Source organism: Muricoccus nepalensis, assembly GCF_006438825.1.
In the GTDB taxonomy this organism is placed as follows: domain Bacteria; phylum Pseudomonadota; class Alphaproteobacteria; order Acetobacterales; family Acetobacteraceae; genus Roseomonas; species Roseomonas nepalensis.
Map to the genome: position 1 here is coordinate 24129 of NZ_RCZP01000032.1, position 15195 is coordinate 39323.

Annotated in this window: 16 protein-coding genes and 1 tRNA gene; 11 read left to right on the plus strand and 6 right to left on the minus strand. The window is 73.6% G+C overall.

Translation table 11 applies throughout. The features are described 5' to 3' along the window. Positions 1-204: 204 nt before the first annotated feature. Together EAH89_RS22820 and EAH89_RS22825 are read right to left on the minus strand one after the other, a co-directional pair. Positions 205-2382: a TonB-dependent receptor gene (locus EAH89_RS22820; protein WP_140886007.1), complete on the minus strand. Its 2178-nt coding sequence runs from the start codon at positions 2380-2382 to the stop codon at positions 205-207. A 180-nt stretch (positions 2383-2562) separates the two neighbouring features. Then, positions 2563-2970, minus strand: coding sequence for a metallopeptidase family protein (locus tag EAH89_RS22825; protein ID WP_241667161.1), 408 nt, complete (start codon positions 2968-2970; stop codon positions 2563-2565). 48 nt (positions 2971-3018) lie between these two features. Between EAH89_RS22825 and EAH89_RS22830 the strand changes: the two genes are divergently transcribed. The 3 genes from EAH89_RS22830 to EAH89_RS22840 all read left to right on the plus strand — a co-directional run bounded on the left by EAH89_RS22830 (position 3019) and on the right by EAH89_RS22840 (position 5287). Continuing rightward, positions 3019-3309 carry a 4a-hydroxytetrahydrobiopterin dehydratase gene (locus EAH89_RS22830; RefSeq protein WP_140886008.1) on the plus strand — a complete coding sequence of 97 codons (291 nt, stop codon included), beginning with the start codon at positions 3019-3021 and terminating at the stop codon, positions 3307-3309. A gap of 110 nt (positions 3310-3419) precedes the next feature. Continuing rightward, a complete protein-coding gene (locus EAH89_RS22835; RefSeq protein ID WP_140886009.1) occupies positions 3420-4406 on the plus strand; it encodes a tripartite tricarboxylate transporter substrate binding protein in 987 nt (328 codons plus the stop codon). Positions 4407-4471: 65 nt separating this feature from the next. After that, positions 4472-5287 carry an ABC transporter substrate-binding protein gene (locus tag EAH89_RS22840; RefSeq protein WP_140886010.1) on the plus strand — a complete coding sequence of 272 codons (816 nt, stop codon included), beginning with the start codon at positions 4472-4474 and terminating at the stop codon, positions 5285-5287. 91 nt (positions 5288-5378) lie between these two features. Here EAH89_RS22840 and EAH89_RS33170 read toward each other — a convergent pair whose 3' ends face one another. After that, a complete protein-coding gene (locus tag EAH89_RS33170; protein WP_140886011.1) occupies positions 5379-5918 on the minus strand; it encodes a TetR/AcrR family transcriptional regulator in 540 nt (179 codons plus the stop codon). A gap of 52 nt (positions 5919-5970) precedes the next feature. On the opposite strand from EAH89_RS33170, the gene EAH89_RS22850 reads away from it, so the two are divergent. Further along, positions 5971-6333, plus strand: a complete 363-nt coding sequence (locus EAH89_RS22850) for a DUF2306 domain-containing protein (RefSeq protein WP_140886012.1) — start codon at positions 5971-5973, stop codon at positions 6331-6333. A 44-nt stretch (positions 6334-6377) separates the two neighbouring features. Then, a complete protein-coding gene (locus EAH89_RS22855; protein WP_140886013.1) occupies positions 6378-7253 on the plus strand; it encodes a PhzF family phenazine biosynthesis protein in 876 nt (291 codons plus the stop codon). 42 nt (positions 7254-7295) lie between these two features. On the opposite strand, the gene gluQRS is transcribed toward EAH89_RS22855, so the two are convergent. Next, on the minus strand, positions 7296-8150 hold the full coding sequence (gene gluQRS / locus EAH89_RS22860) for a tRNA glutamyl-Q(34) synthetase GluQRS (protein WP_140886014.1): 855 nt from the start codon (positions 8148-8150) through the stop codon (positions 7296-7298). 44 nt (positions 8151-8194) lie between these two features. On the opposite strand from gluQRS, the gene EAH89_RS22865 reads away from it, so the two are divergent. The 3 genes from EAH89_RS22865 (at position 8195) to EAH89_RS22875 (ending at position 10416) form a co-directional block, all read left to right on the plus strand. Next, a complete protein-coding gene (locus EAH89_RS22865; RefSeq protein WP_140886015.1) occupies positions 8195-8875 on the plus strand; it encodes an alpha/beta hydrolase in 681 nt (226 codons plus the stop codon). 222 nt (positions 8876-9097) lie between these two features. After that, on the plus strand, positions 9098-9679 hold the full coding sequence (locus EAH89_RS22870; protein WP_408906315.1) for an HNH endonuclease: 582 nt from the start codon (positions 9098-9100) through the stop codon (positions 9677-9679). A gap of 50 nt (positions 9680-9729) precedes the next feature. Further along, entirely contained in the window at positions 9730-10416 is a 687-nt protein-coding gene (locus EAH89_RS22875) for a hypothetical protein (RefSeq protein ID WP_140886017.1), read from the plus strand. A 16-nt stretch (positions 10417-10432) separates the two neighbouring features. Here EAH89_RS22875 and EAH89_RS22880 read toward each other — a convergent pair whose 3' ends face one another. Both EAH89_RS22880 and EAH89_RS22885 read right to left on the minus strand, forming a co-directional pair. Continuing rightward, complete coding sequence (locus EAH89_RS22880) at positions 10433-11011, minus strand: demethoxyubiquinone hydroxylase family protein (protein ID WP_140886018.1); 579 nt, start codon at positions 11009-11011, stop codon at positions 10433-10435. Then, entirely contained in the window at positions 11011-11499 is a 489-nt protein-coding gene (locus tag EAH89_RS22885; protein ID WP_140886019.1) for a disulfide bond formation protein B, read from the minus strand. Before EAH89_RS22885 ends, EAH89_RS22880 begins: the two co-directional genes overlap by 1 nt. Before the next feature lie 85 nt (positions 11500-11584). On the opposite strand from EAH89_RS22885, the gene EAH89_RS22890 reads away from it, so the two are divergent. The 3 genes from EAH89_RS22890 to EAH89_RS22900 all read left to right on the plus strand — a co-directional run bounded on the left by EAH89_RS22890 (position 11585) and on the right by EAH89_RS22900 (position 15100). Continuing rightward, positions 11585-12049, plus strand: coding sequence for a cupin domain-containing protein (locus EAH89_RS22890; RefSeq protein WP_241667162.1), 465 nt, complete (start codon positions 11585-11587; stop codon positions 12047-12049). Further along, a tRNA-Leu gene (locus tag EAH89_RS22895) sits at positions 12029-12114 on the plus strand. Before EAH89_RS22890 ends, EAH89_RS22895 begins: the two co-directional genes overlap by 21 nt. Before the next feature lie 190 nt (positions 12115-12304). Further along, the gene (locus EAH89_RS22900) at positions 12305-15100 is read left to right on the plus strand and encodes a PAS domain S-box protein (protein WP_140886022.1); all 2796 of its coding nucleotides are present in this window, start codon (positions 12305-12307) and stop codon (positions 15098-15100) included. Positions 15101-15195: the final 95 nt, after the last annotated feature.

Below are 15195 nucleotides of genomic sequence, written 5' to 3' on the forward strand. Positions count from 1 at the left end.
GATTGTGCGGGCGTCCCCGCCGCGCCCGCAACCGTGGACCGCGCCGATGGCCAACGCAGACCGATGGGGCGCGCGAGGGGAAGCCGCCCGGTGGGATTTGGTACCAGCGCCAAGAAGCGACACGCAGGCCAGACCTCGCCTGGCCGTCGTGCGGCGCCCCTCCAGTTCGGGGAGGCGCCGCCGTCCCGGCCAAGCCCTGACGACTCAGAAGCGGGCGGTGAGCGCCGCGCGGACGGAGAAGGGCGCGCCCGGGGTGATGTTGTTGTTGCTGTTGGCCACGGGGTAGTACTTCGCGCCCAGCAGGTTCTCCGCGTTGATCTGCGCCCCCCAGCGCTCGTTGATCTTCCAGAAGATCGCCGCGTCCACCCTCGCGAAGCCCGGGATCCGCACGGCGTTGTCGGTGGCCGCGAAGTAGGAGGACTGGGCGATCACGCCCAGGCCCGCGCCCCAGTTCTCCGTGAAGTCGTAGCGGTTCCAGAGCGAGGCGGAGTGGCGGGAGAGGAAGGGCACGTTGTTGCCCTTCGCGATGGTGGCGGACTGGTTGCTGCTGATCACGCCCTCCGTGTAGGCGTAGCCGCCGAGCACGCTCCAGGCGTCGGTCACCCGCCCGCGCGCCCCGATCTCGAAGCCTTCGGTCCTCGTTCCGTCGACCAGCACCAAACGGGTGGAGTCGTTCGGATCGGGAACCGCCACGTTGGTGCGATCGAGGTGGAAGAGGGCCGCGGTCAGGCTGAGGCTCCGGGCCACGTCCCACTTCGCGCCAACCTCGTAGTTCGTGAACTCCTCCGGGCGGAGGTTCGAATTGTTCAGGTTGAGGGAGGCGAGCTGCTCGCCGGCCCGCGGGAGGTAGGAATTGCTGTAGCTGGCGTAGAGGGACAGCGGCTCGACCGGCTTGTAGACGAGGCCGACGCGCGGCGAGACCTTGTTGTCAGTGCTGTTGAATTGGGCACGGGTGTTGTTGTTCGTGAAGTCGACGTCGAAGTTCTCGTAGCGCAGGCCGGCGATGAGCTGCACCTGGGGCAGGAGCTGGATCTGGTCCTGCACGTAGGCGGCCGCCGTGGTGGCCACCCCGTGGTTGTACGCGTCGGTCGTGTTGTGGCGGAACGAGACGGGCGTGCTGACGCGGGTGGCGCTGAGCGGCGTGACGAAGTTGGTCGCGTTCGGGCCCACCGCGGTGAAGTAGCCGGTGTTGCGGAAGTTGTCCGAGACCTGGTGCTGGTACTCGAAGCCCGCGAGGATCGTGTGGCGGATGGGCCCCGTGTCGAGGGAGAACTGGACGTCGGTCTGGTTGATGATGTTGTCGCGCTGGATCGCGTTGTTGTAGGCGGCCAGCGAGACGGCCGTGCCCCGGGCGTTCACCGCGCCCGAGAAGACGTTCTGGTAGAACTTGTCGTAGGTCGCGTAGCGGAACAGGTTGCGCACGACCACGCCGTTGTCGAAGCGGTGCTCGCCCGAGACGTTCACCGCGTTCAGGTTGACGTGGTTGATGCTCTGATTCGGGTCGCCCACGAAGGTCGAGACGCCCAGCCGGACCGGCTTGCCGTTGAAGGAGGGCACGCCGCGGTCGGTGTTCCGCTCGTCCCGGAAGTTCTCGTAGCTGACGCGGAGCGTGGTGCTGTCGCCGATCCGGAAGGCCGCGGTGGGGTTGATGCCGTAGCGGCGGATGCTGACGCCGTCGCGGTAGGTGTCCGTGTCCTCGTACATGCCGAGGATGCGGAAGGCCGCGTGCTCGTTGATCGCCTGCCCGACATCGATCGTGCCGCGGAGGTTGCTGTAGGAGCCGGTCTGCAGCCGGACCTCGCGAATCGTCTCCCAATCGGCCTGCTTGGTCACCCGGTTCACCACGCCGCCGCCGCCGCCCCGGCCGAAGATCATCGCGCTCGGCCCGAGCAGCACCTCGACGCGGTCGATGTTGTAGAGGTCGCGGTAGTACTCGACGTCGTCGCGCAGCCCGTCGACGAAGAGGTTGGCGGTGCTGGAGTAGCCGCGGAGGACCGGCGTGTCCCGGTTGCCCTCGCCCTGCGCGAAGCCGGCGCCGGGCACGAAGCGGAGCGCGTCCTGCAGGTTCTGCACGGAGAGGTCGCGGATCGCCTCCTGGGTCACGACGCTCACGCTCTGGGGCACGTCGCGCAGCGGCGTGTCGGTGCGGGTCGCGGTGCGGCTGCGGGTCGTCTGATAGCCGTTGGTGCTGGCGGGCGAGGCCTGGACGTCCACCATGGGCACGGCGACGACGCCGTCCGGCGCGGCCGGGGACGCCGTCTGGGCGAGCGCGAGCGGCAGGCCCCCCGATCCCAGCGCCGTCGCGGCGAGGAGCAGGAACGCCCGGCCGCGCGGCCTGTTGCCCGCCGAAGGGGGGAAGGAGGGGGTCGTCCGGCGGGTCATGGCGTTCATCCGTCCTGATAATCGTAATTGCGACTTACTTGCATTAGCGAGTTACCAGCGGATGCGCGCGGTCGCAACCCGCGACCGCGGGGAAATCAGGCGATGAAGGGGTGGTGAGAACCGGGGGCTGGGCGGCGGGACGCGCCGGAGCGCGCCGGCACTCGGCGGATCAGGAAGGCCTCAGCCCTCGCCTTCCAGCCGCGCGATGCCCTCCTCGGAATAGCCGAAGTGATGGGCGATCTCGTGGATCAGCACGTTGCGGACGAGCCGGAACAGGTCCTCGCCGCTCTCCACCCACTCCACCAGGATTGGCTCCCGGTAGAGGAGGATGACGTCCGGGCCGCCCGGCGGGTCGAGCACCGACTTCTCGGTGAGCGGCGTGCCCCGGTAGAGGCCCGTCAGCTCCCACGGGTGCTCCAGGCCGAGCGCGGCGAGGGTCTCGTCGTCGGGGATCTCCTCGACGAGGATGGCGGTGCCGCGGACGGCCTCGCGCAGCGCCGCCGGGATGGCGGCGAAGGCGGTCTCGGCCAGGGCGGCCAGGTCCTCGGCGGTGGGCGGGGCGCCCCATTTCATCTCGGTGTTCGGCATCGGCGAAGGGGGCCATAACGGCGCCCCAGGTCAAGCAGGAAGAGCGCGATGGTCGAACCCCTTTCCCCCGCCCGGCGGCAGGCGCTGCCGGACCTGCTGCCGCACTGGTCCCTGGCCGCGGGGCGGGACGCGCTCTGCCGCCGCTTCCAGTTCCGCGACTTCACCGAAGCCTTCGGCTTCATGGCGCGCGTTGCGCTGCTGGCGGAGAAGCAGGACCATCACCCGGAGTGGTCGAACGTGTGGAACCGGGTGGAGATCGCGCTGACCACCCACGACGCCGGCGGGCTGAGCGAGCGGGACATCGCCCTGGCCGCCGCGGTCGACGCCCTGCTGCCCTGAGGCGCCGGGACGGCGCGCCGCCCCTCCCCGCGCCCGGAGCGTTGCGCCCCGGGGCCGCCGGGGGCAGCCTCTCCCGCCACGCCGCCGGAGCGGCGGGAGGGAGGAAGACCATGGACATCACCCGCCGCGCCGCCCTGGCCGCGCCGCTGCTCGCCGCGCCCGCGCTGCTCGCCGTCCGCACCGCCCGCGCGCAGGGTGGGTTTCCCAGCCGCCCCGTCCGGATGATCGTTCCCTACACCCCGGGCGGCGTCTCCGACATCACCGCGCGCCTCATCGCCGAGCCGCTCGCCGCCGCCTGGGGCCAGCCCGTGCCGGTGGAGAACCGCGCAGGGGCCGACGGCATCATCGGCACGGATGTCGTCGCGAAGTCGGCGCCGGACGGGCAGACCCTCGGCCTCGTCTCCGTCGGGCACCCCGTCAACGCCGCCTTCTACCGCCTGCCCTACGACACGATGCGCGACTTCTCCTTCGTCACGCTGACGACGCGGACGCCGCTCGTGCTCTGCGCGGGCAAGGACTTCGGCCCCTCCAGCGCGGCGGAGCTCGTCGCCCTCGCCAAGTCCAGGCCCGCCGGCCACGTGACCTTCGCCGGGACGGGAGGGGTGGTGCGCCTGGCGCCGGTGCTCTTCGCGCAGCGCGCGGGGGTCGAGCTGACCTATGTTCCCTACCGGGGCTCCACCCAGGCGCATCCCGACCTCATGGCGGGGCGGGTGGACATCATGTTCGACACGGTGCCGGCCGCCCTCGCCCATATCCAGTCCGGCTCCTTCAAGGCCCTGGCGACCACCGGCGCGGCCCGCGCCCCCCAGCTTCCGGACGTGCCCACCCTCGGCGAGGCCTTCATGCCGGGCTTCGAGGCCTCGACCTGGGGCATGGTGATCGGCCCCGCTAACATCCCCGCGCCGCTCCTCGCCAAGATCTCGGCCGATTGCGGCTCGGCCGTCCTGCGCCCCGAGATCGCCGCGCGGCACGCGGCCCTCGGCGCCGAGGTCGTGCGCTCCACGCCCGAGGAGACGCGGCGCTTCGTGGGCGCGGAGATGGAGAAGTGGGGCGACGCCGCGCGGCGCGCGGGGATCCAGCCGCAGGCGGCCGGCTGACCGGCGCCGCCTTCCGGCGCGGCGGGCGCGTGCTAGCCTGCCGGAAACAGGAGGAAGCGCGGCTCATGACACGCAAGCTGCCCCGGCGCTCTGCTGTCGCCGCGGCCCTCGTCGGCCTTCTAGTATCGGCCGCGCCCGCCGGCGCCCAGCCGGCGCCGCGGGAGGTGGTGGCGACCCTCGCGCCCAGCGGCGCGCTGCGGGCGGCGATCAACTTCGGCAACACGGTCCTCGCCCAGCCCGACCCGGCGACGGGGGCCCCGCGTGGCGTCTCCGCCGAGCTGGCGGCTGAGCTTGCGCGGCGCCTGGGCGTGCCGGTCACCTTCCTGACCTTCGACAGCGCGGGGAAGGTAACGGATGCCGGCAAGCAGGGCGCCTGGGACGTCGCCTTCCTCGCCCGCGACCCCGTGCGCGCCCAGGGCATCCTCTTCACCGCGCCCTACGTCGTCATCGAGGGAACCTACATGGTCCGCGCCGCCTCTCCGCTGCAAAGCGTGGAGGAGGTGGACCGTCCCGGCACCCGCGTCGCGGTCGGCCGCGGCAGCGCCTACGACCTGTTCCTCACGCGCGCGCTGCGCCAGGCCGAGCTGGTGCGCGCGCCGAGCTCGCCGGAGGCCATCGAGCTCTTCCTCCGCGACCGCCTGGAGGCCGCGGCCGGGGTGACCCAGCCGCTGGTGGAATACGCGCGCACGCATCCGGCGGTGCGGGTCATTCCCGGCCGCTTCATGGTGATCGAGCAAGCCGTTGGCATTCCCGCGGGCCGCGAGGCCGGGCTGCCCTTCGTGCACGCCTTCGTGGAGGAGATGAAGCGGTCCGGCTTCGTCGCCCGGGCCCTCGCCGCAAGCGGCCAGGGCGATGCCGCCGTGGCGCCGCCGGCGCCCTGAGGCGCCTGCCGGTCCCTTCCGGGCGCGCCCGCGAGGCGGATGGCAGAAGCCGCCCCGAGGCGAAGACGCCTGATGGCTTGGCGGGGCGCCGTCAGGCGCCGGTCACGCCCAGCACCTCCTTCACCAGCGCGACGGGGTCGTCCGACGGCAGGGCGCCGTCGAGCAGCAGCATGGCCAGGCCGTGCACCAGCCCCCAGGCCCGCAGCGAGGCCGCGCGCGAGCCCGCGACGCCCGAGAGCACCGCGAAGGCCTCGCGCCGAGCGGCTCCCAGCACCTCGTCCGTCGCACGCGCGGTGAGCGGCCCGAACATGAGGCGGAAGCGCGCCGGCCGGGCCAGCGCGAACTCCACATAGGCGACGCCCATCGCGTCCAGCGCCGAGCCCGGCGCCTCGGCGGCGGCGCGGCCGAGCGCCTCGCCGAAGGCCGCGAAGCCGCGCGCGGCCAGCCGGGCGAGCAGCGCCTCCTTGTCCGGCACGTGGCGGTAGGCGGCCGCCGGCGAGACCCCGGCCCGCCGCGCCACCTCCCGGAGCGAGAGCGCGCCGTCCCCGCCCTCGTCCAGGAGCGTCTCGGCGGCCGAGAGGAGCGCCGCCAGCAGGTCCCCGTGATGGTAGGGCCGATCAGATGTTGACACTGATTACATACCCGCTAAGTTAACGTCGTTCACATAGCGGAGCCCGGGTTCCATGCCCATTCCCGTTCTTGCCCATCTCGCCTTCTCCTCGCTTGCCATGCTGACGGTGCCGATCGCGCTCTTCCTGCCCAAGCTTGGCGGGTGGGGGCATCGCCTCTGGGGAAGGCTGGCGGCCGCCGGCCTCATCGGCGCGGCGCTCAGCGCCCTTTTCGTGGCGCGCCACGGCCCCTCGCCGCTGCATGTCCTGGCCATCGCCCTGCTGCTGACCGTCGCGCGGGCGGTCCACCAGGCGCGGCACGGGCGCATCGCGTCCCACCGGCGGCTGATGCTGATCGCCGGCGGCAGCCTCTACGTGGCGGGGGCGGCCGCCATCCTCATCCCCGGGCGGCTGGCCCACCGGCTCCTGTTCGGCTGAGGCCGCCCCTTACGCCGGGCCGGGCGGCGCGCCAGGATCGCGCCATGCGCAGCTTCCCCTTCGTCACCGTCGACGTCTTCACCGACCGCCGCTTCGGCGGCAACCCTCTGGCGGTCTTTCCCGACGCGCGCGGCCTGTCGGACGGCGAGATGCAGGCCCTCGCCGCCGAGTTCAACCTCAGCGAGACCACCTTCGTGCTACCGCCCGAGGACCCCGCCAACACCGCGCGCGTCCGCATCTTCAACCGCACGGCCGAGATGCCCTTCGCCGGCCACCCGAATGTCGGCACGGGCTTCGTCCTCGCCGGGCGCGCCGCCGGCGGGCTGCTGCGCTTCGAGCAGATCGCGGGGCTGGTGGAGGTCCGCATTGCCCCCGACGGGCAGGGCGCGACGATCAGCGCCCCGCAGGCGCTCAAGGTCGGCGCCACCCTGCCCGCCGCCCTCGCCGCCGCCTGCGCGGGGATCGGGGCGGAGGAGATCCTCACGGAGCGCCACCCGCCCACCCTGGCCTCGGACGGGGGCAACCACCGCCTGATGGTCGAGGTCACCCCGGCCGGCCTGGCCGCGGCCGCGCCCGACCTCGCCGCCTTCCGCCGCGCGGTCGCGGAGCACCCGGCGGCGCTCGGCGGGATGCTCTCGCTCTATCTCTACCGCCGCGAGGGGGATGGCCTGCGCGCCCGCATGTTCGCCCCGCTCTCCGGCACGCCCGAGGACCCGGCGACCGGCAGCGCCGCGACGCCGCTGGCCGGCTTCCTGCTGCACCTGTCCGGCGGGCAGGAGGCCGCCCTCGACATCGTCCAGGGCGTGGAGATGGGCCGCCCGAGCCTGCTGCGCACCACCGCGCGGCGGGACCCGGAGGGGATCCGCGCGACGGTGGGCGGCGGCTGCGTGCCGGTGCTGCGGGGGGAGGCGCTGCTGTAAGCTCCTGGGGCCTGCGTCGCCGGAGGGGGCGGCGCGGGCCCGCTATCCGCCGCCCGCCGCGGCACTTCGCACGGCCGCGGCGTCGAGGCCCTCGGCCCGCATCGCGCGGATCGCCACCGCCCCGTCCCGCTTCGCCAGGCGCCGCCCGTCCGGCCCGCGAAGCAGGGGATGGTGGCGGTAGGCCGGCGCCGGCCAGTCCATCAGCGCCTGCAGCAGGCGGTGCAGGCTCGTCGCCGCCTTCAGGTCCTCCCCGCGGGTCACCAGGGTCACGCCCTGCAGGGCGTCGTCGTGGGTGACGCAGAGGTGGTAGGAGGCGGGCGTGTCCTTGCGGGCGAGCACCACGTCGCCGAAGGACGCGGGGTCGCAGCGCAGGCGTCCCTCCCCCCTCTCCTCGAAGAACAGCGGCTCCCCGACCGCCGCCAGGGCCCCGGCCATGTCGAGGCGGAGCGCGTAGGAATCCCCGGCGGCCAGGCGCGCGGCACGGAGCTCGGCCGGCAGGCGGCGGCAGGTGCCGGGATAGAGGGGGCCGTCGGGCCCGTGCGGCGCGGCGCCGATCGCGGCCACCTCGCGCGCGATCTCCGCGCGCGTGCAGAAGCAGGGATAGAGGAGGCCCCGCCGCGACAGGCCGTCCAGCACGGCGCGGTAGGCGGGAAAGTGCTCGGACTGCACGCGGACGGGACCGTCCCAGTCGAGGCCGATCCAGGCGAGGTCCTCGAGGATGGCCGCCGTGTACTCGGGCCGGCATCGCGCGCGGTCGATGTCCTCGATCCGCAGGAGGAAGCGCCCGCCCGCCTCGCGCGCCGCGCGCCAGGCGAGGAGGGCGGAATGGGCGTGGCCAAGGTGGAGGAAGCCCGTCGGGCTCGGCGCGAAGCGGGTGGTGACGGGGCTTGCTGCCATCGCGCCGCACGGGTTAGCCGGGGGCGACACGCAAGGGAAGCATCATGCCTGATCCGATCGGACCGGCCCTGGACGGGCCGCGCTGGGGCCCCGCCTCGAAGGGAGCGGCACGGCAGGTCGTCTTCCTGCTGCACGGCTTGGGCGCGGACGGGAACGACCTGATCGACCTCGCGCCCCAATGGTCTCGGGCGGTGCCGGAGGCCCTGTTCATCGCGCCGCACGCGCCCACCCCTTACGAGGGCGCGCCCTTCGGTCGCCAATGGTTCGCCCTGACCGACCGCGACCCCGCGCGGATGGAGGCCGGCGTGCGCGCCGCCTTCCCCGCCGTGGACGCCATGATCGCGCGCGAGTGCGCGGCGGCCGGCCTGCCCGAGACCCATGCCATGCTGATGGGCTTCAGCCAGGGCGCGATGACGGCGCTCTTCTGCGGCCTGCGCCGCGCCACCCCACCGGCCGCCATCCTCGCCTATTCCGGCATCCTCCTGGCGCCGGCCACGCTCGGCGCCGAGATCCGGGGCCGCCCGCCGGTGCTGCTGGTGCACGGCGAGGTCGACGAGGTCGTGCCGGTGGCCGGGAGCCGGATGGCGGAACGCGAGCTGCGCGACGCGGGCGTGCCGGTGGAGGCGGTCTACTCCCCGCGACTCGGGCACGGGATCGACGACGCGGGCCTGGCGGCGGGCGCCCTCTTCCTCCAGCGGGCCGCGGCGGGGCTCCCCCCAGCCTGAAAACGCGGCCCGGCGCCCTCATGCCGGGCTCAGGGCGTGACGCTCCCGTGAAGCCGAAGGCGGGTGAGTTGCACCCCTTGCGGCCCCCTGCCATCCTCCCCGCTGTTCGGGGCGGCGCCACTTGATCTGGGGCCCGACCGCCCGGCGGAGCCCCAGAGCTGGTGTAGCCGCGCCCCCGGTAGGGAGCAGCGCGTGCCAGACGGTACCCAGCTTGGCGGTGATTTGGGTGAGGTCCCCTCCTTCGCGTCCCCCGGCGGGCGTGGCTTCCCGGCCCTGGTGCTGAACGCCGACTTCCGGCCGCTCTCCTACTTCCCGCTCTCGATCTGGTCCTGGCAGGACGCGGTGAAGGCCGTCTTCCTCGACCGGGTCTCGGTGCTGAACGAGTACGAGACCGAGGTGCACTCCACGAGCCTCACGATGCGCCTGCCGAGCGTCATCGCGCTGAAGGAGTACATCCCCGCCGCCCGGCGCCCGGCCTTCACCCGCTTCAACGTCTTCCTGCGCGACCGCTTCGCCTGCCAGTACTGCGGCGCCGACCGGCCGGCGCCGGACCTCACCTTCGACCACGTCATCCCCCGCAGCCGCGGCGGCCGCACGACCTGGGAGAACGTCGTCGCCGCCTGCGGGCCCTGCAACCTGCGCAAGGGCTCGAAGCTGCCGCGGGAGATCGGGATGCACCCCCGCCACCCTCCGCGGCAGCCCACCTCCTGGGAGCTTCAGGAGAACGGGCGCGGCTTCCCGCCGAACCATCTCCACGAGAGCTGGCGCGACTACCTCTACTGGGACAGCGAGCTGGAGAACTGAGGCCGCACCGCGTTCTGGCCCCCGGGCACCGGGCGGGCTACAAGGCGGGCATGCCGTCCAGGGCCCTCCTGCTCCTCGCCTTGCTCCTGCTCGGGGCCTGCAGCGCGCGCAGCGCGCCGGGGCTGACCACCGCCGGCGCCTTCGACCGGCTGCCGGACGAGATCGCGGGCTTCCACAAGACGCGCCCGGACGAGACGGCCGGCTCAGGGCTCGTCGCCCGCTTCGCCAACCCCAACCGCGCCTCGGCCTCCATCCACGCCCTGCCGCCGACCGCGCGCGGCGACGCACGGGACGGGGAGGACGGGCCGGAGGTGAGCGCGGCCGTGGAGGTCTTCGCCCGCGCGACCATCGTGGACGCCGCCTCCCGCCGCGAGAACGCGACGCTCCGCCACTTCGGCGCCCGCGTGGCGGAGGCCGGCCCCGCCGCGCGCTGCCTCGACGTGCAGGTGCGGGGCGAGATACCGCGCCGGCAGCTCGGCTGCGCCGCCATGCTGGAGCGGCGCGTCTTCGTGGTCACCGTCGTGGCGCCGGAGACGGTGGAGCCGCGGAACGGAGCGCGGGACCCGCTGCTCGCCGTGACCATGCGGCTGCTCGGGGCGCTATCGGGGCAACCGCCGGGGGTGGGGCCTGGGTCCGCCGAGCCGGCGCTCCCCCTCCCCGCCGCCAGCCCGCCGCCGCCCCCGCGGCGCGCGCCGCTGCCGCCGCCGGTCCTTCTCGGCCCCGCCTACCGGACGTGAGACCGCGGCGCGGGCGTCAGATGCGCTCGCTCACCTTGATCGCTACCTTGCAGCCGGCCTTGATGACGCGGGAGAGCAGCTTGTAGGCCGGGGCCAGCTCCGCCTCGTTCTCGAGGCCGATGTCGCGGTGCTCGAGCTCCTCCTGGCGGAAGCGCTCGATCTTGTCGCGGAGCGGCGCCTCGTCGTCGCCGAGGGTCGCGTGCTGGGCGGCGTAGTGCTCGTCGATCGCCTCCTCCACCGCGACGGTGCAGGCCATGGCGCCGCGGTGGCCGATCAGCGCGGTCGCTGCGCCCAGCGCGAAGCCGGCGACGTGCCAGATCGGCAGCAGCGCCGTCGGCCGCACGCGGCGCCGGCCAATCAGGTCGGTGAAGGTGTCGAGATGGACCTGCTCCTGCGCCTTCATGTGCTCGAGCACCGGCCCGTACTTCGTGCGGCCGAGCACGGCGAGTTGGCCCTCGTAGATCCGCTTGGCGCCGTACTCGCCGGCGTGGTCCACGCGGATCGTCCGCGCCACGTAGTCGCGCGGCGTCGGGTCGCCCGGCAGGCGTCCCTCCAGCGTGCCGCGCCCCGCCGTTCCGCTGCCTGCCTGGCTCATTATCGGGCTCCTCTACGGGACCAGTTAAGCGCGACGGCGCCGAGGGCAAGCGCGTAGAGGAGGTTCATCGCGGCCATCGAGACCGGCAGGCCCGGGACGAGGTAGGCGGCGGCGTCGCAGGGCTTGGCCGGGCGCGCGGCCAGGCCGCGCAGGAGGTCGTCCACCGATTGCCCCGCGCCGGCCGTCGGCGCCGCGCAGGAGGGGAGCGGGCTTGGCCACCAGCCCTGCTCCACGCCGACATGCAGGCCGGCGATCGCGCCCGAGGCGAGCACCGCGATCCCCGCCAGCAGGAGGAGAGGCCGCGAGCGGAGGGTGGCGGCCAGCGCGGCCAGCACCGCCGCCGCCCAGTAGGGCCAGCGCTGCCAGAGGCAGAGCGCGCAGGGCGCCATGCCCAGGAAGCGCTCCGAGGCCAGCGCCGCCAGGGGCGCCGCCGCGGCGAGGAGGGCGACGGCCGTCGCGTGTTGCCGGGTGCTCGTGGGGGTGCTCATCTTCCACCCAGGCTGGCGCCCGGCCCCTGACCGGGCAAGCCCCGCCGGGCGCATGGCGGCAACACGGCCGAGGGGGGAGACAGGGGTGCGGACCACCGTCAGCAAGGCAACCGGCGCGACCTACGACGCGGGGCTGCGCGGCTTCTTCGCCTATCGCGACCTCGGCGCGCGCGAGGCCACGGGGGGCGGGCACGCGGCCCACATCATCCGCGCCGTGCCGGGCGAGGGCCCCAAGCCCGCCTGGCACACCCACGACCTCGGCTTCCAGCTCGTCCTGGTCCTGCAGGGCTGGGTGCGCTTCGAGTACGAGGATATCGGCGAGGTGCTGCTGGAGCGCGGCGACAGCGTGATCCAGCCCCCGGGCGTCCGGCACCGCGAGGTCGCGCATTCCGACGACCTGGAGATGCTCGAGGTCACCTCCCCCGCCGCCTTCCAGACGGCGGAGGCCGAGGCGCCGGCGGGCCGTGCCGCACGGCTGGACGAGGCGGGGTCGGCCGTGGCATCCAGCGCCCTGGCCGAGGCCAGCCCCGCGGGTGTGGCGGAACGGTAGACGCGACGGACTCAAAATCCGTTTCCGGCAACGGAGTGTCGGTTCGAGCCCGACCACCCGCACCAGGGCGACCGCCCCCACCCCGACGGACCCGCGGCGCTTTCGGGGGAGGGGTTGCAACCGCGCGCGTCCTGGCGCTTTTCTGCCCGGCAATGCAGCCCTCCGCTCTGACGCGACACGCGGCCGCCCGCCTTCCGGCCCGCCCCCCCGTGGCCTGCCGGCGGACCGGGCACCCCGTTCCTTGATGATCGCCGTATGCTGAGCTTCCTGTCGGGCGGGGGAAGCCTCGGGGCCCTCCTACGCGCGCATGACTGGGGCGCGACGCCGCTCGGTCCGCCGGAGTCCTGGCCGCCGTCCCTGAAGACCCTCGTGGGCGTGATGCTGGGCTCCCAGCACGCGATGTTCGTGGGCTGGGGACGCGCGCGGACCCTTCTCTACAACGACGGCTACGCGGAGATCCTGGGCGCCAAGCACCCGGCGGCCCTCGGGGCCGGGCTGATGGAGGTCTGGGCGGAGATCGCGGCGGACCTCGCCCCCTTGGTCCAGGAGGTCGAGGCGGGCCGGTCCGTCCACATGGACGACATCATGCTCGTCGTGCAGCGCAACGGCTACCGCGAGGAGGCGCATTTCGCCTTCTCCTACACCCCCATCCGCGGGGAGGGCGGGGTGGTCGAGGGCTTCTTCTGCCCGGTGATGGAGACCACGCGACAGGTGCTCTCGACCCGCGCGCTGCGCGACAGCGAGGCCCTGGCCCACCAGATCTTCGACAGCGTCACCGACCACGCCATCATCGTGACGGACGTGGAGGGACGGATCACCCGCTGGAACGAGGGCGCGCGCCGCACCTTCGGCTGGACGGAGGACGAGATGCTCGGCGACACCGCCGACCGCCTTCTCACCCCCGAGGACCTGCGCGCGAACCGGCTGGACGCGGAGCGGCGCGAGGTGCTCGAGCAGGGCTTCTCCCCTGACGAGGGCTGGCACCTCCGCTCGACGGGGGAGCCGTTCTGGGCGAGCGGGGAGATGACGCCGCTGCGGGACGATGCCGGCACCCTGGTCGGCTTCGTGAAGGTCCTCCGCGACCGCACGGCGCAGCGCGAGGCGGAGCGGGCGCTCGCCCTCAGCGAGCAGAGCCTGCGGGAGGCGGCGGAGGCCGTGCCCGGCTTCGTCTGGACGGCGGACGCGGAGGGCGCGATCAACTACAGCAGCCGGCGCTGGCACGAGTATTCGGGAACCCTCCCCGGCGAGGTGCTCGGCCGGAACTGGGCGATCTTCGTTCATCCAGACGACCGCGCCACCGCCGGCGCGCGCTGGGCCGAGAGCATCGCCACCGGCACGCCCTACGAGGTCGAGTACCGGCTCCGCCGTGCCGACGGCGCCTATCGCTGGTGGCTCGCCCGGGCCCAGCCCATGCTGGGCGAGGACGGCGCGGCGCGGCGCTGGATCGGCGTGTGCAGCGACATCCAGGAGATCGTCGAGGCGCGCGAGACCCTCGCCCGGTCGCGCGAGGACCTGGAGGCGCGCGTCGCCGAGCGCACGCGCGACCGCGACCGCATGTGGCGGCTCTCGACCGACATCATGCTCGTCGCCGCCTTCGACGGGCGGATCGAGGCGGTGAACCCTGCCTGGACAACCCTGCTCGGCTGGTCGGAGGGGGAACTGCTCGGGCACGACTTCCTGAGCCTCGTGCACCCGGACGACATCGAGGGGACGCGCGAGGAGGCGTGCCGGCTCGCCAACGGCCTGACCACGCTGCGCTTCGAGAACCGCTACCGGTGCAAGGACGGCGGCTACCGCTGGATCTCCTGGACCGCGGTGCCGGACGAGAGCTTCATCCACGCCGTCGGCCGCGATACGCAGGCGGAGAAGGAGGCCGCGGAGGCGCTGCGCTCCACCGAGGCCGCGCTTCGCCAGGCGCAGAAGATGGAGGCGGTGGGGCAGCTCACCGGGGGGCTGGCCCACGACTTCAACAACCTGCTCACCGGCGTCATCGGCAGCCTCGAGCTCATGCAGCGGCGCCTTGCCGCGGGGCGTCCGGAGGATGTCGGGCGCTACGTCGCGGCCGCCACCGCCTCGGCCAACCGGGCGGCCGCCCTCACCCATCGCCTCCTCGCCTTCTCGCGCCGCCAGCCACTCGCGCCCAAGCCGGTCGACGCGAACGAGCTCGTCACCTCCATGGAGGAGCTGCTGCGCCGGACCATCGGGGAGAGCATCCGTCTCCGGATCGTCGCCACCGAGGGCCTCTGGCGCACCCTCTGCGACCCGCACCAGCTCGAGAGCGCGGTCCTCAACCTCTCGATCAACGCGCGGGACGCCATGCCGGACGGCGGGCGGCTGACGATCGAGACCGGGAACGCCCGGGTCGAACCGGGCAAGGACGCCTCCGCCCTCGACGTCCCGCCCGGCGACTACATCCGCATCCTCGTCTCCGACACGGGCACCGGGATGGATCCCGGCACGGTCGAGCGCGCCTTCGAGCCCTTCTTCACGACCAAGCCGATCGGTCAGGGCACGGGGCTCGGGCTTTCCATGGTCTACGGCTTCGCACGCCAGTCGAACGGCCACGCGAGGATCGTCTCGGTGGCCGGGCGGGGCACGACGGTGCAGATCTACCTGCCCCGCCACCGCGAGGACGGCACCGAGGCCGAGGAGGCCGCGCCCGCCGCCGCCTCGGCGCGGGGCACCGAGAACGGGGAGGTGGTCCTCGTCGTCGAGGACGAGACGGTGGTGCGCGACCTCGTGGTCGAGGTGCTCGCCGAGCTCGGCTACCGCGCCCTCCAGGCGGCCGACGGGCCGGCCGCGCTGCAGATCCTGGAATCCCGCGCGCGCATCGACCTGCTGGTGACCGATGTCGGCCTGCCCGGGCTGAACGGGCGCCAGCTGGCGGACGCCGCGCGCCGGCACCGCCCGGGGCTGAGGGTGCTCTTCATGACGGGCTATGCCGAGAACGCGGCGGTCGACGCCGGCTTCCTCGAGCCCGGGATGGAGCTGATCACGAAGCCCTTCGCCATCGAGGGGCTGGCCGCGCGCATCCGGTCCATGATTGCCTAGCGCTTTGCAAATCCCGGCGAGGTGGCGGAGGCTCGCCCCGCCGTTCCGGCCGCTCTGTCGTTCCGAGGACAGGCCGGCCGACCGGCGAGGGGAGA